18 protein-coding genes are annotated in these 18,504 nt (G+C 68.8%); 7 read left to right on the top strand and 11 right to left on the bottom strand.

Going from position 1 to position 18,504, the window contains the following annotated elements:
• The 3 genes from P3W85_RS10715 to P3W85_RS10705 form a co-directional block, all read right to left on the bottom strand.
• Positions 1–1,240 (bottom strand): bifunctional aminoglycoside phosphotransferase/ATP-binding protein (locus tag P3W85_RS10715; protein ID WP_276264769.1); only part of this gene is annotated, 1,240 nt, incomplete at its 3' end.
• Between the two features lie 300 nt (positions 1,241–1,540).
• On the bottom strand, positions 1,541–2,335 hold the full coding sequence (fnr, locus tag P3W85_RS10710) for a fumarate/nitrate reduction transcriptional regulator Fnr (RefSeq protein ID WP_017229029.1): 795 nt from the start codon (positions 2,333–2,335) through the stop codon (positions 1,541–1,543).
• A gap of 116 nt (positions 2,336–2,451) precedes the next feature.
• Positions 2,452–2,997 (bottom strand): response regulator, encoded by a 546-nt coding sequence (locus P3W85_RS10705; protein WP_276264768.1) that lies wholly within the window; start codon positions 2,995–2,997, stop codon positions 2,452–2,454.
• A gap of 284 nt (positions 2,998–3,281) precedes the next feature.
• Here P3W85_RS10705 and P3W85_RS10700 point away from each other — a divergent pair, with 284 nt between their 5' ends.
• From P3W85_RS10700 to P3W85_RS10680, 5 genes are all read left to right on the top strand, one after another.
• A complete protein-coding gene (locus tag P3W85_RS10700; RefSeq protein ID WP_430869524.1) occupies positions 3,282–4,535 on the top strand; it encodes a PAS domain-containing sensor histidine kinase in 1,254 nt (417 codons plus the stop codon).
• Positions 4,532–5,176, top strand: coding sequence for a response regulator (locus tag P3W85_RS10695; RefSeq protein WP_017229032.1), 645 nt, complete (start codon positions 4,532–4,534; stop codon positions 5,174–5,176). The genes P3W85_RS10700 and P3W85_RS10695 overlap by 4 nt, the downstream gene beginning before the upstream one ends.
• Before the next feature lie 132 nt (positions 5,177–5,308).
• Positions 5,309–5,731 (top strand): Hsp20/alpha crystallin family protein, encoded by a 423-nt coding sequence (locus tag P3W85_RS10690; protein WP_017229033.1) that lies wholly within the window; start codon positions 5,309–5,311, stop codon positions 5,729–5,731.
• Positions 5,732–5,806: 75 nt separating this feature from the next.
• Positions 5,807–6,643 carry a universal stress protein gene (locus tag P3W85_RS10685; RefSeq protein WP_276264766.1) on the top strand — a complete coding sequence of 279 codons (837 nt, stop codon included), beginning with the start codon at positions 5,807–5,809 and terminating at the stop codon, positions 6,641–6,643.
• A 12-nt stretch (positions 6,644–6,655) separates the two neighbouring features.
• Positions 6,656–8,014, top strand: coding sequence for an MBL fold metallo-hydrolase RNA specificity domain-containing protein (locus tag P3W85_RS10680; RefSeq protein WP_276264765.1), 1,359 nt, complete (start codon positions 6,656–6,658; stop codon positions 8,012–8,014).
• 86 nt (positions 8,015–8,100) lie between these two features.
• Here P3W85_RS10680 and P3W85_RS10675 read toward each other — a convergent pair whose 3' ends face one another.
• From P3W85_RS10675 to P3W85_RS10665, 3 genes are read right to left on the bottom strand one after another with little or no spacing between them, the layout of a single operon-like run.
• Positions 8,101–9,888: a PHA/PHB synthase family protein gene (locus P3W85_RS10675; protein ID WP_276264764.1), complete on the bottom strand. Its 1,788-nt coding sequence runs from the start codon at positions 9,886–9,888 to the stop codon at positions 8,101–8,103.
• A complete protein-coding gene (gene phbB, locus P3W85_RS10670; protein ID WP_276264763.1) occupies positions 9,885–10,631 on the bottom strand; it encodes an acetoacetyl-CoA reductase in 747 nt (248 codons plus the stop codon). Before phbB ends, P3W85_RS10675 begins: the two co-directional genes overlap by 4 nt.
• A complete protein-coding gene (locus tag P3W85_RS10665; protein ID WP_276264762.1) occupies positions 10,621–11,118 on the bottom strand; it encodes a phasin family protein in 498 nt (165 codons plus the stop codon). Before P3W85_RS10665 ends, phbB begins: the two co-directional genes overlap by 11 nt.
• Positions 11,119–11,582: 464 nt before the next feature.
• Between P3W85_RS10665 and P3W85_RS10660 the strand changes: the two genes are divergently transcribed.
• Positions 11,583–12,830 (top strand): MgtC/SapB family protein, encoded by a 1,248-nt coding sequence (locus P3W85_RS10660; protein ID WP_276264761.1) that lies wholly within the window; start codon positions 11,583–11,585, stop codon positions 12,828–12,830.
• 30 nt (positions 12,831–12,860) lie between these two features.
• Here P3W85_RS10660 and P3W85_RS10655 read toward each other — a convergent pair whose 3' ends face one another.
• From P3W85_RS10655 to P3W85_RS10635, 5 genes are all read right to left on the bottom strand, one after another.
• Complete coding sequence (locus tag P3W85_RS10655) at positions 12,861–13,064, bottom strand: YgaP family membrane protein (protein WP_017223825.1); 204 nt, start codon at positions 13,062–13,064, stop codon at positions 12,861–12,863.
• 159 nt (positions 13,065–13,223) lie between these two features.
• Positions 13,224–13,709: a hypothetical protein gene (locus P3W85_RS10650; RefSeq protein ID WP_276264760.1), complete on the bottom strand. Its 486-nt coding sequence runs from the start codon at positions 13,707–13,709 to the stop codon at positions 13,224–13,226.
• 121 nt (positions 13,710–13,830) lie between these two features.
• Positions 13,831–16,113: a heavy metal translocating P-type ATPase gene (locus tag P3W85_RS10645; protein WP_276264759.1), complete on the bottom strand. Its 2,283-nt coding sequence runs from the start codon at positions 16,111–16,113 to the stop codon at positions 13,831–13,833.
• A 23-nt stretch (positions 16,114–16,136) separates the two neighbouring features.
• Positions 16,137–16,469 carry a DUF883 family protein gene (locus P3W85_RS10640; protein WP_017225048.1) on the bottom strand — a complete coding sequence of 111 codons (333 nt, stop codon included), beginning with the start codon at positions 16,467–16,469 and terminating at the stop codon, positions 16,137–16,139.
• A 154-nt stretch (positions 16,470–16,623) separates the two neighbouring features.
• Entirely contained in the window at positions 16,624–17,007 is a 384-nt protein-coding gene (locus P3W85_RS10635) for a hypothetical protein (protein ID WP_276264758.1), read from the bottom strand.
• Positions 17,008–17,129: 122 nt separating this feature from the next.
• Between P3W85_RS10635 and P3W85_RS10630 the strand changes: the two genes are divergently transcribed.
• Positions 17,130–18,473: a phosphoribosyltransferase gene (locus P3W85_RS10630; protein ID WP_276264757.1), complete on the top strand. Its 1,344-nt coding sequence runs from the start codon at positions 17,130–17,132 to the stop codon at positions 18,471–18,473.
• Positions 18,474–18,504: the final 31 nt, after the last annotated feature.

The raw sequence follows: 18,504 nt of genomic DNA, 5'->3' as shown, positions 1-18,504 counted from the left end.
CAATCATCGGGAATCCGGCCGCGCTGCCCAGGCGGCAGATGGCCAGCAATCGCCGGTACACCCGTGCGGTCTGCCTGCCGGTATAGAGATCGCTGCCGGCCGGCGCCCGCTTGCGTTCCGCGTCGGAGCGCACGCGCACCATCGCGCCGGCGAGCGCCAGCCGCTGGGCAACCGTGCTCTTGCCGCTGCCGGAGAGCCCGTGCATGATGGTGATCGCGCCCGGGCGCCGTGTCAGGGCTGAGCACGCCAGCTCCAGCAAGTCCGTGCAGCGCATCCTTGCCGTCGCCATTTCCGCGGCGGTGATGGTGCCGGCCACCTCGCGCTGGTGCGCGCGCTCGAGCAGCACGCGCACACGCACCACGGCGCGCATGGCGGTGTAGTAGGGCAGCAGGGCCAGGCCGGCGTAATCGCCGCTGTGCTCCAGGTACGCATTGAGCAGGCGATAGGCGAGATCCTGCCTGCCGCGATGCAGCAGGTCCATGAAGGGGAAGGCGGTGTCGCTGATGGTGTCGATCCAGCGCAGCCCGGCATCGAACTCCAGGCAGTCGAAGGGCGTTGGCTCGCCGTCGATCAGGGCCACATTGCCCAGGTGCAGGTCGCCATGGCATTCGCGCACATGGCCGCTTGCCCGCCGTTTGCCAAAGGCGGCATGCAGCGACGCGGCGCGGGTGCGCAGCAGCGCGGCCACGCGCGCGGTCATGCCTTGGCCCGGGTCGAGCGCGGCGATGCCGCCCAGCGCCAGCGCCATCACCGCGCCGATCCGCGCCGGCGTGCCGTGGTCCGTATCGCCACGGGCGACCGGTGCGGCCTGGTGGAACGCCGCCAGCGTGCGGCCCAGCGCTTCCACATGGGCGCCGCTCAGCTGATCCCGCTCGGCCATGGTGGAGAACAGGTCGCGCTGGCGGAAGCGGCGCATCTTCACCGCATATTCCAGCGGCGCGCCGTCGCCGCCGATCCTGGCATCGAGCGGCCCGGGACCGGCGGTGACCGGCACCACATCCAGGTAGAGCGATGGCGCCAGCCTGCGGTTCAGTCTCAGTTCGGTCTCGCAATCGGCTTTGCGCGCGGCCAGCGATGAAAAATCGACGAAGTCGAGACGCACGGGCTTGCGCGTCTTGTAGGCGAAGGCACCGGCAAGGAACACCTGCGAGATATGCGTCTCGATGAGACTGACCTGGCTCACCGGGTGAGGGTAAGCCTCGGGACGCATCAAAGCCTGCGCGAGTACCGCCGATTCCATGCTGGGTTCTCCCGGGTGTCTGCCCGCGCTCTCGGGCAGGGCATGCTTCCATGCTATGCATGTGGCCGGGAACTGGCTTGACCGGGGTCAAGCAGAAGCGTGACCGCCTCTCCTATCGTGGAAAAGAGCGGTGCGCCCGCGCACGAAGGGGAAATGGCGTTGACCGTGACAACGAGAGGGGACGGGTTCCCGAAGCGCCCGGCGCGGGTGCGCTGCATTGCGGCTGGTCTGGCCGCCGTGCTCTGCGCCGGCTGCGCGGCTTGCCGGCGTTGCGGCGGGATGATGGACAGGAAGCGGACGCTAGATGCGGTCCAGCGCGTCGAGGTCCTGCAGGATCACGCGCTTGCCCTTGACGCAGATGAGCCCGTCGCGCTGGAAACGCGACAAGGTGCGGCTGACGGTTTCGAGTTTCATGCCGAGATAGCTGCCGATTTCCTCGCGGGTCATGCGCAGCGTGAGTTCGCGGTGCGAGTAGCCACGGGCCTTCTGCCGCGCGGAGATATTGAGCAGGAAAGCGGCCACGCGCTGGTCGGCGTTCAGGCTGGCCAGCAGCAGCATGACCCCGGATTCGCGCACGATCTCGCTGCTGAGCATGCGGTGCACGTGCTGCTGCAGCGAGCGCATCTCCCGGCACAGCGCTTCGAGCAGGTGGAAGGGGATGACGCATACCGCGCTGTCTTCCAGTGCGATGGCGTCGCAGGCATGCCGCTCGGTGCAGATGCCGTCGAGCCCCAGCGTCTCGCCGGTCAGGAAGAAACCGCTGACCTGCTCGCAACCGTTCTGGTGCGCCACCACCGTCTTGAACGATCCGGAGCGCAGCGCGTAGATGCTCTGGAATGCATCGCCCGCGCGGTAGAGCGCTTCGCCGCGGCGGATCATGCGCCAGTTATGGATGACGGTATCCAGCCTGTTGCGTTCCGCGTCGTTGAGGTTGCCACCCATGCAGATGGCCCGCATCGCGCAATTCGAGCAACTCGCCTTGCGGGCGGTGCTGGCGCGCGGCACGGTGTCCACTTGCAGGAACTGCAGGACTTGCTCGCCGTGAAGAGCGGTCGACGTTGCCGGCGGGGCTTCCTGATGCAGGTAGTCTGACATGGTGGATTCCTTTATCCCCTGGGCATGCCGGTGCGGCCTGCCGCTGTTCGGACGCACCCGCGCAGCCGGCCCATGACCGGCTGCGCGGGTGGCGCGTGTCTCGCATGTTTCGCCGTCTACGCCACGGCATTCTCCAGTCCCGCTTGCTGCAAAGCCTTTTTCTCCGCGGCAAGGCGCAGCAGTGTGGCCCGCAACGCGTCGAACTCCATGGTCTTGTCGAAAAAGTACGTCGCGCCGGCCTGCATATAGGCCTCGCGCATCGGCGGCACCGCGCAGTTGCTCAGCACCACCACGACGGCGCGGCGGCGCATCCGCGCCAGCTCCCGCAAGGTGCTTGGTCCGGATTCGCCGTGCGCATGGAGCCCCAGGATGACGACGTCGGGCAGCAGGATCAGCGCCGCGAGCAGCGCCGCACGCGGCTCCCGCGCCGAGGCAAGCAGTTCCACTTCTTTCATCGGACGCAGCATCCTGGCCAGCCGCGAGCCGATCAGCGGAGAATCCTCGAGCACCAGGATCGTTAACGGTTCGGAATGGGGCGGCGGGTTCATGCGATTGAGTATGCGAGACGGCGCGGCGGCCCGAAAGCAGCGCTGGCTGAGAGTGCCGTCGGAAAAGGGAAGGTCTTTGTCAGGGAATCCTGACAACGGGCTATCGAAACGCAACCCGCCTTCCGATGGATGGCGGCAGCCTGCCCGCGTGCGGAAAAATTACGCGCGCATCACAATGAGGCGTGTGCATTCCGTGCAAATCGGCTACCTTTGTAGCAAGAGCCCTCGGCAATCACCGTGTGGCTCGCTGTTGATCCGGGAGCACTTTCAATCCACTCATGGCCGCCAACCAGCCACCGAATCCGCCCCCTTCGTCTTCGCCGCCCCCGCCGCCCAAAGCGTCGCTGCACGCCACGCTGGGGGAGTTGGCTGCCGGCGGCGCCGTGCTGTTGCTGCTCATGCTGCTGGCGCTCTGGTTTGTCACTGCGCTCGCGCCGCGGCCGGGTGGCCTGGCCGCGCCGATGCTTGGCGCCTGGGGACTGGCGGTTGCCATCGTGCTGTCGCTGTTGCTGGCGCGCCTGCGGCGGCTGCGGCGGGCGGCGGAAGCGCACCTGGCGCGGACCCAGGCAAGCGAAGCCCGCCTGGCCGGGATCATCCGTTCGTCGATGGAGGCCATCATCACCGTGGACGAAGCGCAGCGCATCGTGCTGTTCAACCCCATGGCGGAACGTCTGTTCGGTTGCAGCGCCGCCGGGGCGATCGGCCGCTCCCTGGGCGATTTTATCCCGGCGCGCTTTCGCGGGGCGCATGAGGAACACGTGCGCCGCTTTGGCGTGACCGGCGTCACGGAGCGGAAGATGGGGCAGCAGCGCGTGCTGCATGCGTTGCATCAGGATGGTACCGAGTTTCCGATCGAGGCCTCCATCTCGCAGACGCAGGATGGCGGCGGCAAGCTGTTTACCGTGATCCTGCGCGATACCACGGAGCGGGTGCGGGCAGAGGCGGCCTTGCGTCACTCGCGGGAGGAGTTGCAGCAGCTATCCGATCGCGTGCAGGCCTCGCGGGAGGAGGAGCGCCGCCGCATTGCCCGCGAACTGCACGACGACCTGGGGCAGCGCCTGAGCGCACTGAAAATGGACCTGGCCATCCTGGCGAGCGACCTGAAGGATGGCGGAACGGCTCCCGCCCTGCTGGACCAGGCCGCCGCCATGCATCTGGTGATCGATGAAACCGTGGCCTCGGTGCGGCGCATCGCGGCCGACCTGCGGCCGGCGCTGCTTGACGAGCTTGGCTTGATCCCGGCGATAGACTGGCTGGCCAAGGAGTTCTCGGTGCGCTATGGCATCGTCGTCGCGACCCATGCCGCCGAGGAGGAGAACGTTGGCGAGCGCGCGGCCACCGCGGTATTCCGCATCGTGCAGGAGGCGCTCAGCAATGTCGTGCAGCACGCCGATGCCGACCGGGTCGATATCGAACTGGTCCGCTATGACGACCACTACGAGCTGACCGTGCGCGACAATGGCCGCGGCGCCGATGGCAGCCATGCCGCCGGTGGCGAGCGCGTGTCGCTGGGCCTGGTCGGCATCCGGGAGCGTGCGCGCCTGCTTGGCGGCACGGTGGCGACGACGCAGGCACCGGGTCAGGGCTTTTGCCTGACCGTGTGCTTCCCTCTCCAGCAGGACATGACGACGATCCCGGAGGCGAGTCCATGATTCCCGTGATGATTGCCGATGACCATGCCGTGGTGCGCGACGGGCTGCGCCATATCCTGGGCCGCTCCGGCGGCTTCGACGTGGTGGGGGAGGCCGTCAACGGTACCGAGGTGCTGCAGATGGCGCGCGACTGCAAGCCGCGCGTGATCCTGCTGGACCTTTCCATGCCGGGGCGCAGCGGGCTGGAGCTGATCAAGCAGTTGCGCCTGGAGCAGCCGGCGCTGCGCATCCTGGTGCTGACCATGCATGCGGAGGAGCAGTATGTGGTGCGCGCGTTCCGCGCGGGGGCGGCGGGCTACCTGACCAAGGAAAGCGCGGCCACCGAACTGGTCAGCGCCATCGGCAAGGTGGCGGCGGGCGGCACCTACGTGAGCCCGGCCATGGCCGAAGTACTGGCCAACAGCCTGCAGGACGAGCACCGGGACGAGCCGCATCTGCGCTTGTCGGACCGCGAGATGGAAGTCTACCGGCGCCTGGTGCTGGGAGAGCCGCTGACCGAGATCGCCGCCGGGCTCTGCGTCAGCGCCAAGACCGTCAGCACCTACAAGATGCGGCTGATGGACAAGCTGCAGCTGCCCAGCGAGGCGGCGCTGGTGCGGTATGCGATCCGGCATCGCCTGTTCGACGAGGGAGAGATCTAGAAGGCGCGCGGCAACAGCGGACCCCGGATCGCCTCCATTGCCCCCTCTTGATCTGGAACAAGATGCCATACACCCTCTGTGCCACCATGAAGTGGAGGCCCGGTCGCGGCCTTTCATCTCAAGGAGGCAACCATGAGCAATCTCAGGATTTACGATCCGCTATCGATCGAACCCGTTGGCGACATGTTGCAGGGGATGCTGCGGGCGTTTCGTGGCGCCAATGAAGGCGGCTTCGCTTTCAAGGTGGACGTGACGGAGTCCGACAAGGCCTACAACCTGGTCGCGGAGATCCCGGGCGCGAAGAAGGAAGACATCGAAGTCTCCGTCGATCGCGGCACGGTGATGATTTCCGCCAAGGTCGAAAAATCCTCCGAGCAGAAGGAAGGCGAACGCGTGATTCGCCGCGAGCGCTACAGCGGCTCGATGCAGCGCGTCTTTACGCTGGACAGCACCGTGGACGAGAGCAAGGTGGATGCCAGCTACGAGAACGGCGTGCTGCGCGTGGTACTGCCGAAGAAAGAAGCGTCGCCGCAGCAGCGCGTGACGATCCGCTGACAAGGGAGCGCCGGACCCGCCAGCGCCGAGGTCACGAATCGCGGGATCCGGCGAAACCGCTATACGGAGTACATCATGGATTACCGGACCGTGCTGGTCGCGCTCGGGGCGGATGCCGCCTGCGCGTCCCGCATCAGGATGGCCGCCGACCTGGCGGGCAGTTTCGGCGCGCATGTGGTCGGTGTCAGCGCCACTGGCCTGCGCCTGGACCCGATCCGGGATTTCGGCGACAACGCCGCCCGGCATCTGGATGCGTCCAGACGCAGGTTGCTGTCGCAGGCCGAGCTGCAGCGCGGGATATTGAGCGAGACCATGGGCGCGCACGCGCCGGGCGTACCGTTTTCGCACCGCGTGGTGGAGGAAGAAGCCGGCTGGGTGCTGGCGCAGGAGGCGCGGGTCGCTGACCTGGTGGTGATGGCGCGCCCGGTGGCCACGCAGGAAGTGAGCTCGCTGGCGGCCGATCCGGCCGAGTACGTGCTGCTCAATGCCGGACGTCCGGTGCTGCTGGTGCCGCCGGCGTTCCAGCCGCTGCACGGCGGGCATGCGGTGATCGCATGGGACGGCCAGCGCGAGGCGGCGCGCGCGGTGGCCGACGCCATGCCGCTGCTGTTGCGCGCCAGCCATGTCACCATCGTGGCCGTATGGGACGTGCGCGAGGAACCGCAGGCGGACACGGAGCCGGTGGCGGGCCTGCGGCAGTATCTGCAGCGCCATGGCATCGTTGCCGGGGTCCGCAATGTGCAAAAGGCGGGGCCCGTCGGCAGCAATATCCTCGAAGCGGTGAGCGCAGTGGGGGGCGACATGCTGGTGGCCGGCGGCTACGGGCACTCGCGCTTGCGGGAGCTGGTCATGGGCGGCACCACCCGCACGCTGATGCGGCATGCCGAGGTTCCGCTGCTGTTGTCCCACTGACGGAGCGCGGCCATGGAACTGCAATTTCTCGGCGCCACGGATACCGTCACGGGTTCCAGGTATGTGCTGGATACCGGCCGCAGCCGCGTGATGGTGGATTGCGGGCTGTTCCAGGGCTACAAGACGATGCGCCTGCGCAACTGGGATCGCCTGCCGATCGATCCAGCCGGGCTGGACGCGGTAGTGCTGACGCATGCGCATATCGATCACAGCGGCTACCTGCCGCTGCTGGTGCGCAATGGATTTCGCGGGCGGGTGTTCTGCACCATGGGCACCGCACAGCTGTGCAATATCCTGTTGCCGGACAGCGCGCACCTGGCGGAGGAGGACGCGCACTATGCCAACCGCAAGGGCTTCTCGCGCCACCAGCCGGCGCTGCCGCTCTACGACGGCGCGGATGCCGTGCGCGCACTGCGCCGGCTCGACCCGTTTCACTACGATACCCGCGTGGCGGTGACCCCGGACGTGGAGGCGGAGTTTCATCGCGCGGGGCATATCATCGGCTCGGCCATCGTCACGCTGCACGTGCAGGGCAAGCGCATCGTGTTCTCCGGCGATCTGGGGCGGCAGCAGGACATCGTCATGCGCGCGCCGGAAATCATCCGCGAGGCCGATCACCTGCTGGTGGAGTCCACCTATGGCGACCGCGCCCACCCCGCGGACGATCCGCTCGACACGCTGGGCGAAGTCGTCAGCCGCACCATCGGCCGCGGCGGCAGCGTGGTGATTCCGGCTTTCGCGGTCGGGCGCACCCAGTCGCTGCTGTACTGCCTCCACAAGCTGCGCCAGCAGAACCGCATTCCCCATGTGCCGGTCTATCTCAATAGCCCGATGGCCATCGATGCCACCACGGTTTTCGCGCTGCACCCGGACGAACTGCGGATCGACCGCGCCGACTGCACGGCGGCCTGCAATCTGGCCATCGTGGTGCAGAGCATGCAGCAGTCCATCTGGCTGAACCGCGACCGCACGCCCAAGATCATTCTGGCCGGCAGCGGCATGGCCACCGGCGGGCGCGTGGTGCATCACCTGGAGAGCTATGGGCAGGACGCGCGCAATACCATCCTCCTCTGCGGCTTCCAGGCCGCCGGCACGCGCGGCGCGGCGCTGGCGGCGGGCATGCGCGAGCTGCGCATCCATGGCCGGCAGGTGGTCATCCAGGCCGCGGTGGCGCAGATCGGGAGCCTGTCCGCGCATGCCGATGCCAACGAAGTGATGACCTGGCTGGGCGGCTTCGGCGCGCCGCCGCGGCAGACCTTCGTGGTGCACGGCGAGCCCGCGGCAAGCGATGCCCTGCGCCAGCGCATCGGGCGCGAACTGCACTGGCCGGTCACGATGCCGGAGTACCTTCGTTCGTATCCGCTGGACTAGCGTATCCGCTGGACTAGCAAGGCCAGGCGCACATCCGGTGCGCCGGCGGTCACCGCCTGCGTACCCCGGTGACCACCCGCGGGGCACTAGCGCTCCAGCACATAGCTGCCCGGCGCGTCGGCGAGCGCGCCGGGCGCCGCGTCGCGTGCGGGGACCCGGCCCGTGGAGTGCGATGCCAGCCAGTCGTGCCAGCAGGGCCACCAGGATCCGTCGTGCCGCTGCGCGTTCGCGAGGTAGCGCTCCGGGCTGACATAGGTTGCCTGCGCCGCACGCGTCGCCACCCGGTAGCGCCGGCCCGGGCGCGACGGCTCGGAGACGATGCCGGCATTGTGTCCGCCGGAGGTCAGCAGGAACGTCAGCGGCGCCGGCGTCAGCAGGTGCAGCTTGTAGACCGAGCGCCAGGGCGAGACGTGGTCATGCTCCGTGCCTACCGCGAAGATCGGCATGCCGATGTCCGACAGGGCGACGGGGCGGCCATCCACGCAATAGCGCCCCTCCGCCAGGTCGTTGTCGAGGAACAGCTTGTGCAGGCACTCCGAGTGCATGCGGAAGGGCAGGCGGGTGAGGTCGCGGTTCCATGACTCCAGGTCGTTGGGGCGCAGCCGCTTGCCGAGCAGGTACTCGCTCATCATGCGGGACCAGACCAGGTCGCGCGAGTGCAGCATCTGGAAGGCGGCGGCCATCTGCGGGCCATCCAGGTAGCCCTGCCGGCGCATCATGGCGTCCAGCGCCGACAACGCGCTGCTGTCGATGAACAGGCCGAGTTCTCCCGGCTCGGAGAAGTCGGTCTCGCTGGCGAATACGGTCAGGCTTTGCAATGGCGCACCGCTGCCGTCGCGGCTGAGCGCTGCCGCGCAGATCGACAGCAGCGTGCCGCCCAGGCAATACCCGGCGGCGTGGATGCGCGTATCGGGGCAGCGCTCCTGCACCGCGTGCAACGCGGCCAGCACACCGAGGCGCAGGTAATCGGCGAGTCCCAGGTCGCGGGCTTCGGCGCCCGGGTTCTTCCACGAGATCATGAAGACCGTGTGGCCCTGTTCGACCAGGTAGCGCACCATCGAGTCGTGCGGCTGCAGGTCCAGGATGTAGTACTTCATGATCCAGGATGGCACGATCAGCACCGGCTCCCGCCACACCTCGGCGCCGGCCGGCGCGTACTGGATCAGTTCGATCAGCGCATTGCGGAACACCACCTTGCCCGGCGTGGCCGCAACGTCCTGTCCGACCTTGAAGGCGGGCGGCCGGCGCAGCTTCGGCTCGCGCGTCAGGTCGGCCACCACGTTCTGCATATCGTGTTGCCAGTGGCAGGCGCCATCGAGCAGATTGGCGCCGCCGCTAGCGGTGGTGGCCTGCAGCACCACGGGATTGAGCCACCAGGCATTGCCTGGCGAAAAGGTATCAAGCACCTGCCGCGCGCAGAAAGAGACCAGCCGCTCATGGTGCGGGGATACGCCGGGCAGGCCGCGCGTGAGCGCTTCCCATAACGCTTCGTTGTTGTGGAAGGCGTCGCGCCAGCAGCGGTAGGGCCACTGCAGCCAGGCGGGGTCGGCGAAGCGCAGGTCGGCTGGCGGCGCCGGTACGCCGGGCGTCGGCTGCGCCGCCGCCGGACCGGGCCACATGCCGGCGGTCGCCGCAATCGCACCGCTTACCCATTGCCCGAGGGCGGTGTCCACCTTGCCGGGGGAGACGGCCAGGTGCAATGCCCAGTCCAGCCCGGCCAGCCAGAGCGAGGCGATCGACATGCCCTGGGTGACGCCGGCCAGCGTGGAGCGGACCTGCTCGTCCAGCTGGTCCGGTGCGGCCCCGGCGGGGCCGCAGCCATATTCCGCCTCGGGCGCGGCGGCGAGTTCCTTGCCTGGTGTCGGAGCGTTCATTGCATGTGCTGCCCGCCATTGATGGCGATATTGGCGCCGGTGACGAAGGCCGCGTCATCGGAGCACAGGAAGGTGATCAGCGCGGCGACTTCGTCCGGCCGCCCCAGCCTGCCGACCGGGATCTGCGGCAGGATCCTGGTCTGGAGGATGTCGGCGGGGATGTCGGTGACCATGTGCGTGGCGAGATACCCGGGCGACACGGTGTTCACCGTGATTCCCTTGGTGGCCAGCTCCAGCGCAAGCGCCTTGCTGAAGCCGTGGATGCCCGCCTTGGCGGCCGAGTAGTTGGCCTGCCCGAAGGCGCCCTTGGAGCCGTTGACCGAGGAAATATTGATGATGCGCCCCCAGCCGCGGCTGACCATGCCCTCGCACAGCGGCCTGGTCATGTTGAAGACGGAGTCCAGGTCCGTCCTGAGCACCACGTCCCAGTCGGCCTTGGTCATCCGCCTGAAGGTCACGTCGTGCGTGATGCCGGCGTTGTTGACCAGGATATCGATCTGACCCATGGCGGCCAGCACCTGCGCGGCGCATTGCTGGCAGGCGTCGAAATCGGCCACGTCCACCGCGAACGCGTGGAACTCCCGGCCATCTGCCAGCTGGCGCTGGAGCCAGGCCTGCACATGGTCATTGCCGATCGAGTGGGTGACGGCCACCCGATGGCCGGCGTCATGCAGGCGGATTGCGATGGCCTCGCCCAGGCCGCCCATGCCGCCGGTCACCAGCGCGGTTCGCTTAGCTGGCATGGACTGCCCTCTTGCGCGTCGTCGCCGCCGTGCTGTCGTCGGCGCCGCTGCCCGCCGGCGTCCACGCCGCGGCCTGCCTGAATTTCTCGAAGATATCCTGCATGGGCGCCGACAGGGGCGACGCATTCCCCGCCTGTTGCAGGGTCGCGGCCTGGCACCGCTGCCAGGATTCGCCGGTTTCCCGCATCTGCTCGACCATGGCGCTCTGGTTGTGGATGGCGAGACTCATCCAGGCTTGCATGGTCTCGGCGCATTGCTCGGCCGCGTTGCGCAGGAAGGCGGCGGGCAGCGTGGCCAGCGCGGCGAAGTCGCTCGCCTTGGCGAGTTGCGCGCTCGCTTCGTGCGACGTCTTGATGTCCTTGCGTATCGCGTCGAGCTGGACTTCAAGAAAGCGCTGCCGGCTCTCCTGCAGGAGGGTCAGTGCCCGCAGGCCCACCTCGTAATTGAAGGTCAGGAAGTCGAGCGGGACGTTGGTCTGGTCTGCCATGGTGAGTCTCCTTGGTTTGCGCGCGCATCGTGATGTCTGCTGCAACGCTGCGCGGGAGGGCGGGGCAAGGGCCGGCGGTGCGCGTAGCGGCACCGGAGCCGTCCTGGGTTTGCCGCCGTGGAACAGGGTGGGCGCCATGCATGCGATGCCATGCACGCGTTTGGCCCGTCAGATGATTCTAGGGCGGTGGCGCTCGCGCTTGTTGATCCGCATCAAGCTTAGGGGCTGGCGCGCGCACGGGCGCCTGGCGTGGCATCGCTGGGGTGCCAACGGCCAGTGGCGGCGAGCATCAAGCTTGCGACGCATCAAGCATGTCGCGCATGCATGGTCCAGACTGTAGGCAAGCACGCCGGCATTGCGCCTGCCCCTTTTCACTCTGTTCGTGCTTGCCTGTCCTGTCTTTCTTGTTTTCTTGTTTTCTTGTTTTCTTGTTTTCTTGTTCGCTGTTGCTTCGGGAAGCCGGCATGAATCAAACGGTGGTTGTCTTTTGCGTCGCTTTGGGGATCGGCCTGGGGTTCGGGCTGGAGCGGGAGCGCAGCCAGGCAGCGGAGGGCGGCGAGGCCTCCGCCGGCCTGCGCACGTTTGCCATTGCCAGCGTGAGCGGCGCGCTGGGCGCGTTCCTGCCTGAAGCCGGATTGCTGCCGGCGGTACTGCTGGCGGTGGCCGTACTCGCCGCCGTCGGGTACCGCCACACCGCGGACAGGGATCCGGGGCTGACCACCGAAATCGCGCTGCTGTGCGCGGTGCTGCTCGGCGCGCTCGCCGTCTCGCAGCCCGCGCTTGCCGCGGGCATCGCCACGGTGCTGGTGATCCTGCTGCATGGCAAGGCAACCCTGCACCGGCTGGTGCGCGATGCGCTGACGCGGCAGGAAGTGAGCGATGCCCTGATGCTCGCTGCCGCCACCCTGGTGATCTGGCCCTTGCTGCCGGACCGGTACATGGGGCCGCTCGATGCATGGAACCCGCGCACGCTCTGGCTGGTGGCGGTGCTGGTGATGCTGATGGGCGCGGCCGGGCATGTCGCCACGCGCCTGTTCGGGGAAAAGGCGGGGCTGCCGCTGACCGGCTTGTTCGGCGGCTTTGTCTCCAGCGTGGCGACCATCGGCTCGATGGCGGCGATGGTGCGCAAGGCGCCTGGCACCCATGATGCGGCGGTGGCGGCCGCCTTGCTCTCCAGCGTGGCCACCTTTGCGCAGATGCTGCTGTTGCTTGCCGCAACCAGCGCGGCCGCATTCCGGGTGCTGGCGCTGCCGCTCGCGGCCGGACTGGCCGCAATGCTGCTTTACGCGGGCGTCTGGCTCTGGCGGGCGGCCCGCCAGCCGGCCGCGCAAGACCGCGCGCAGCTGGCCGGCCCGTCCATTGACTGGCGGGTGGCCGCGGGTTTCGTGCTGCTGATGGCGCTGCTGCTGCTCGCCAACGCCGCAAGCCGCGCATGGTTCGGGCCCGGGCTGCTGCTTGGCGTGGCGGTGGCCGGCGGGTTTGCCGATGCGCACGCCGCGACGGTATCGGTCGCCGCTCAGGTGGCGGCGGGACGCCTGTCCGCCGAGGCCGCGGTCTGGCCCGTGCTGGCGGCATTCTCCGCCAACACCCTGACCAAGATCGTGGTGGCAGCGGCAGGCGGGCGTACTTTTGCCTGGCGCGTCGGCAGCGGGCTGTTACTGGCCGCCGCCGCGACCTGGAGCGCCGCCCTGGCGCTCCTTGCCTGGCGCTGATGGCAGCGCCGTGCCAGGCTCAGGACTGCGCTAGCCGGCCTTGCCGCCCGAGGCCGGGCATGTCCTGATGCCGAGCACGCTGTAGAGAGGGCAGATGCGGACAAGCCCGGTCAGGATGGGAATCACGCCGATCCATCCCCACACGCCGATGGTGCCGGTGATGGCAAGTCCGATCAGGGTCAGGCCGACGACAATCCTGAGGGTCCGGTCAATGGTTCCGATATTGGCTCGCACGGCGTACTCCCTTTTTTCATCGATAAGGTGGCTGCGCGTCGCGTCGCTGGCCCGTTCGCGCCGGGTAACCGAACGATCGATCTCGCGGTTCGACTATAGCCCGATGGTTGTCCGCAGCCTTGATCCATGGCAAAGGCATCGCGCGCGCCAATGGCGGGGCTACCGCTGCGAGCGCGTGCACTGGCTGGCGCAGTAGAGCCAGGAGCGCTCGGCCTCATTCACCGCGAGGCGGAAGGCCAGGGCCACGGGCTTGCTTCCCGCGGTGAATGGCCTGGCCTGCGTGCTGCCCTGGTAAGTGACATAGGCGCGGTAGGTGCCGGGATGCAGCTTCAGGTAGAGCAGCGGGCCCTCGGTGACGAGGGAGAGCCGTTTCTTGCCCTGGGTGTCCACCACCACCACGGCCACATCGGACATCGACTCGCCCGTGCGGGCGTCGACAAAGCGCATATGCACGTTGAAACGGGAGGCCATGGCGCGCAGTTGTCCGGCCTCGTCGCTGCCGATGCCGCCGGAGATATAGGCGATGCCGTCGTGATCCCGGACCTGGGGCGGGTTGGCCCCATAGGGCGCCGCCAGCAGCGTGGAGGTGCACAGGCAGGCCAGCATCCCGGCCCATCGGGCTCGCAAAGGGCGATGACGGTACATGGTCTGACTCCTGAAGGCGTGAGGCGCGGCCGCATTGCCTGCACCGGTACAGCACTTGCTTCGCAGGCAATGCCGCCGCGCTGAGATTGACGCCGGCCGCCCCCCCGCTTTGCCGCCGCCGTCAGGCGTCTCCCAGCGCATGATAGAGCTCGTCTTCCTGTGCGAAATGCAAGCGCAGGATCGCGTTGAGTTCGTACAGCAAGCGGCGCACCTCCGGTGTGCTTTCCTGGTCCAGCCCCTCGGCCGGCTGGTCGGCGGCGATGCGTTCCAGCATGCATATCAGGCGGAATATCTCGCGGTGCCCGCCGGACAGCGCGGCCATCGGATCGCTGCCGCCCAGCAACCGGGCCAGCTCCGGATACAGGCTGGCGTCGTCGCGAAGCTCATGCGCGAGCAATTGCTCGCGCAGCGCCTGGTTCAGCTGCGCGAGTCTGGCGCAAGCGATCTCCCTGGGCAGGCTTGCTACGCTGTCCGCCAGCCATCTCACCTGGTCGAGCACCTGCTCCAGGTCGTCGTGCTCGGACTGCAGCCTGCGTGCCTGGGCCTGCGGGATGCTGGCAGGCCGCCCCTCCGGCCCCGCCCTGAGCGCCCGCAGTGCGTTCAGGATGACTGCCACGTCGATCAGTTCCTGCAGCACGGCGCCGGCGAGCGGCGGCAGATAGCCAAAGGCCGCTGCCATCATGGCGATCAGCGACAGCGCCATGCCTGCCACCACACTCTGCAGCGCGATGCGGTGCGTGCGCCGGGCGATCCCGATGGCCTCGGCCAGCCGGTCCAGGCGATCGACCAGCAGGACCACGTCCGCGGCTTCGGCCGACGCGGCGGCGCCCGCCGCGCCCATCGCCACGCCAACGTCGGCGGCGGCCAGCGCGGGCGCGTCGTTGACGCCATCCCCGACCATCACGACGGTGCCATGGCGCTGCGCCTCGCGGATGGCTGCGAGCTTCTGCGCGGGCGTTTGCCGGGCCAGCACTTCCGTGACGCCGAGCATGGCACCGGTCATCTGCGCTACGTCGTCGCGGTCGCCGGTGAGCATCGCCATGCGCTGGATCCCGGCCTGCCTCAGCATCCTGATGGCCCGTGGCGTTTCAAGCCGGATCCGGTCTGCCAGCTGTACCGCCCCCAGCGTGACACCATCGACGCCGAGGAACACGGCGGAGGCACCCTCGTGGCTCAGCCGCCGCAGCAACGCCGCGATCCACGGCGCGGCGGCGCTCGCTGGCGAGGCGTGGGCAAGCGAGCCTATCCTGACCGCGCGCCCATCGACCATTCCGCCCAGGCCGGCGCCGGGTGTTTCGTGGACTTCGCGCGGCAATGCCAGTGCCAGACCGCGCTCGCGCGCGGCGGCCACCAGCGCGCGCGAGCTCACATGCACCGACGCCTGGGCCAGCGAGGCAGCCAGGCGGAGCACGGTGTCGGGGGCGTATCCCGGGGCCGCTTCGATAGCGGCCAGGCGCGCCTGGCCGGCGGTCAGGGTGCCCGTCTTGTCGAAGAACAGGATGCGGCTTTGCGCCAGCTTCTCGAGCGCGGCCCCGCTCTTGACCAGGATGCCCCGGCGGGCGCTGCGCGACATGCCGCAGACGATCGCCACCGGCACCGCCAGGATCAGCGGGCAGGGCGTGGCGACCACCAGTACCGCCAGCGCGCGGTGTGCGTCGCCGGTCATCAGCCAGGCAGCGCCCGCCACGGCCAGCGCCAGCGGCACCAGCAGCAAGGCGTAACGGTCTGCCATGCGGGTCCACGGGCTGCGGCTTTGTTGCGCTGCCGCCACGAGGCGGACGATGCCCGAGTAGGTGCTGTCCGCCGCCGTGGCGCCGGCGAGCATCTCGAACGGCGCTCCCGCGTTCACCGTGCCGCTGCGCAGTGGCTCGCCTGGCTCGCGGTGCTGCGGCATGGCTTCGCCGGTCAGCGTGGATTCGTCGAGTTCGGCGGCCTGTATCAGCGAGCCATCGACAGGGACCACCTCGCCCGTACGCACCAGCAGCCGGTCGCCGGCAAGCACACGGTCCAGCGGCACGGTCCGCCACTCGCCGTCCTCATGCCGGCTGGCTTCGCGCGGGGCGTGCCGCAGCAGCGCGCGCATCTCGTTCGAGGCGCGCGCTTGCGCGTAACTCTCCAGCGCCCGCCCGCTGGCCAGCATCAAGGCGATGACCGCCGAGGCAAAGTGCTCGCCCAGCAGCCAGGCGAAGCCGATGGCGAGCAGCGCCAGCACATCGACCCCGGCCTGGCGGCGCCAGACCGCCAGGAGGCTGCTGGCGGTCAGCGTCAGCAGGATCGGCAATACGCCGGCCAGCCATGCGAGTCGGGCGAGCGCGGCGGATCCGGACCAGTACAGCAGCGAGCCCGCGATCAGCGTGAGCGCGGAAACCGCCAGAAGCCCCAGGTCGAGGTTGCGGCCTGACAAGGACTCCGGGACTGCCGCCACGGCTAGCCGCGGCGCCCGAGCGCCAGCATGGACAGCGCGCCGCAGGCAGCACCGATGGCAACGCCCGCGCCAAGCACGCGCCATGGGTGCGCATGGGCGTACTCGTCGCCGGCCTGGGCCAGATCCCGGAACTGCGCGCGGCCTTGCGCCTGCAATTCCTGCAGGCGCGATTGCAGTGTGCCCAGCCGTGCCTTGAACTGCTCGCGTGTCTGGGCGGTCTGATCGCCGGCCTCGGCGGCTGCATCGCGCAGGAAGGCCTGCACATCGGCCAGCAAGACGTTGATATCGTGCGTCAGGGCGGCGCGGTGGACGGAAAAATCGCGGACGTCGTTCATGGGGTTCTCCTGGCGGTTGCATGCGAAGCCGATGCGGCGGGACGGAGGCTGTCCGGTGCGGCATGGCGGGGTGGTGCGTGACGCGTGGTGCGGTTGGCGGATCGTCTCCCACCACCCACTATAGACAGGGTGCGCGCATGCCGGTTGACCCGTATCAAGGCCGGGCCGGATGGCGCAAGCCGTACATATCGCCGCTGGCGGGCCAGCCGCGGGCAGGAACCAGGCAAAGCGTCATGGTCCCCGGCATTCGCCGGGTGGTGGACGGGATGCAGGAGACGGGCAGGCGCAGGCGCCATGATGGCGCGGGGAGCACATTGCCGAGGCTGGCGCCCGTGCGCCGATGCTTGAACAGCCTGGCAAAGGCCTCGCGGCCCGCCATCGGCACCACCCGCCGGCTGCCGGGGCCGGTCATGGGCGGCGCTTGCGTGCGGGTTCTCGTGTTGCGCGGCTGTCCGCTGCGGCACATTTCCATCGATGGAAGCCGGCGCGCGCTGCCGGCCTCGTGGCCGGTGAACGTCCCGGCGAACGTCCTTGACATAGCGCAAGCAATGGCGCCGACAACGGCATAAGCTGGGCGCAAGCCGGGCCGGTGCTGCCCGGAAGCCGGCCGCGGCGCGTTGCGGCGAGGCGCGCCGCCGCGCCAGGGATGGGAGCAAGCCGATGAACACACCACTTGCCCGCTTCGAGAGCCGGGAGGATGCCGCGGCACAACTCGCCGGGGCGCTGCATGCCTACCGCGGGCAAAGCCCGCTGGTGCTTGCCATTCCGAACGGCGGCGTCCCGCTCGGGCGCGAACTCGCGGATGCGCTGGCGGGCGACCTGGATGTGGCGCTGGTCAGCCGGCTTGCCCTCCCCGGCAATGCCGCGGCAACGATCGGCGCCATCACCGAGCATGGCTGGACCTATCTCCTCGATGGCCCGGCGGGCGGCCAGCCCGATCCCGCCGACGTGGCGAAGGAACAGGTGGCAAAGCTGGACCGGCTGCGGCAGCAATGCGCGATCTACACATCGCATCGCCCGCGCCCCGATCCGCGCGGCCGCATCGTGATCCTGGCCGACGATGGCCTCGCGACCGGCGCCACCATGATGGCAGCGATCCACATGGTGCGCAGGCAGCATCCGGCGCGCGTGGTGTGTGCCGTTCCGGCAGGCCTGGCGGACGGCCTGGCGGCTGTCAGGCCCTACGCGGACGAAATCGTGTGTTTGCGGGTGGCCGGGCTGGGCCCCGATATCAGCCATCTCTACCATTGCTTTCCCGAGGTGGGGGATGCCGAGGTCCGCATGCTCCTGCGGCACGATGCGGCAACCGCCGGCGCCGAGGGCGGCAGGGCGCTGGCGGATGCCATGCCGGTGGACATCGACTGCGGCGGGGCGGTGTTGCACGGCGTACTCGATGCACCGGCCAACCCGGCTGGCCTGGTGCTGATGGTGCAGGCCAACGGCCACGGCGAGCACACGGTGCGCAACCAATATGTGGCGAGGAAGCTGAATGCCAGCCGGCTCGCTACGCTGCTGGTGGACCTGATCGCGCCACGCGAGCCGATGCGCAAGGACAAGCGCCAGGATGTCGCGCTGCTGACGGGGCGGCTGCGCAAAGTGATGCAGGCGGTGCCCGGCCTCGTGCTGGCGCGGCTGCGCCTGCCTGCCGTGCCGCTGGCCTGCTTCGGCACCGGCACTGCCGCCGCCGCCGCACTACGGGTGGCCGGGGAGGCGGGCAATCGACTGCGCTCGCTCGTGCTCGCGGCGGGACGGCCGGATCTGGCCGGCGCGGAAAGCCTGCGCAATGTGGCCATACCCACCCTGCTTGTGATCGGCGCAGGCGATCCCGAGGGGATCCGGGTGAACGACCTGGCATTCGCGGCATTGCATTGCCCCAGGCAACTGCGGCTGGTGGCGGGGGCGGGCCGGGTCTTCGAGGAGCCCGCCGCGATAGAGGATCTGGTTGCGCTGGCCAATGGCTGGCTGTTGCAATCGATAGCCGGCGCCGAGCCTGGCGCCGCATAGCCGGCGCGCACGATCCGCCGTCGTTACCGTT

It is taken from the genome of Cupriavidus basilensis (assembly GCF_029335485.1).
GTDB classification, from domain to species: Bacteria; Pseudomonadota; Gammaproteobacteria; order Burkholderiales; family Burkholderiaceae; genus Cupriavidus; species Cupriavidus basilensis_E.
This window is presented reverse-complemented; position numbering and strand designations above follow the sequence as displayed.

Bases quoted from the DNA above. Each gene is read 5' to 3' on its own strand.
- fnr (WP_017229029.1), bottom strand. From the start codon at position 2,335: ATGTCAGACTACCTGCATCAGGAAGCCCCGCCGGCAACGTCGACCGCT.
- P3W85_RS10700 (WP_430869524.1), top strand. From the start codon at position 3,282: ATGCTGCTGGCGCTCTGGTTTGTCACTGCGCTCGCGCCGCGGCCGGGT.
- P3W85_RS10695 (WP_017229032.1), top strand. From the start codon at position 4,532: ATGATTCCCGTGATGATTGCCGATGACCATGCCGTGGTGCGCGACGGG.
- P3W85_RS10690 (WP_017229033.1), top strand. From the start codon at position 5,309: ATGAGCAATCTCAGGATTTACGATCCGCTATCGATCGAACCCGTTGGC.
- P3W85_RS10685 (WP_276264766.1), top strand. From the start codon at position 5,807: ATGGATTACCGGACCGTGCTGGTCGCGCTCGGGGCGGATGCCGCCTGC.
- P3W85_RS10680 (WP_276264765.1), top strand. From the start codon at position 6,656: ATGGAACTGCAATTTCTCGGCGCCACGGATACCGTCACGGGTTCCAGG.
- P3W85_RS10675 (WP_276264764.1), bottom strand. From the start codon at position 9,888: ATGAACGCTCCGACACCAGGCAAGGAACTCGCCGCCGCGCCCGAGGCG.
- phbB (WP_276264763.1), bottom strand. From the start codon at position 10,631: ATGCCAGCTAAGCGAACCGCGCTGGTGACCGGCGGCATGGGCGGCCTG.
- P3W85_RS10665 (WP_276264762.1), bottom strand. From the start codon at position 11,118: ATGGCAGACCAGACCAACGTCCCGCTCGACTTCCTGACCTTCAATTAC.
- P3W85_RS10660 (WP_276264761.1), top strand. From the start codon at position 11,583: ATGAATCAAACGGTGGTTGTCTTTTGCGTCGCTTTGGGGATCGGCCTG.
- P3W85_RS10650 (WP_276264760.1), bottom strand. From the start codon at position 13,709: ATGTACCGTCATCGCCCTTTGCGAGCCCGATGGGCCGGGATGCTGGCC.
- P3W85_RS10640 (WP_017225048.1), bottom strand. From the start codon at position 16,469: ATGAACGACGTCCGCGATTTTTCCGTCCACCGCGCCGCCCTGACGCAC.
- P3W85_RS10635 (WP_276264758.1), bottom strand. From the start codon at position 17,007: ATGTCAAGGACGTTCGCCGGGACGTTCACCGGCCACGAGGCCGGCAGC.
- P3W85_RS10630 (WP_276264757.1), top strand. From the start codon at position 17,130: ATGAACACACCACTTGCCCGCTTCGAGAGCCGGGAGGATGCCGCGGCA.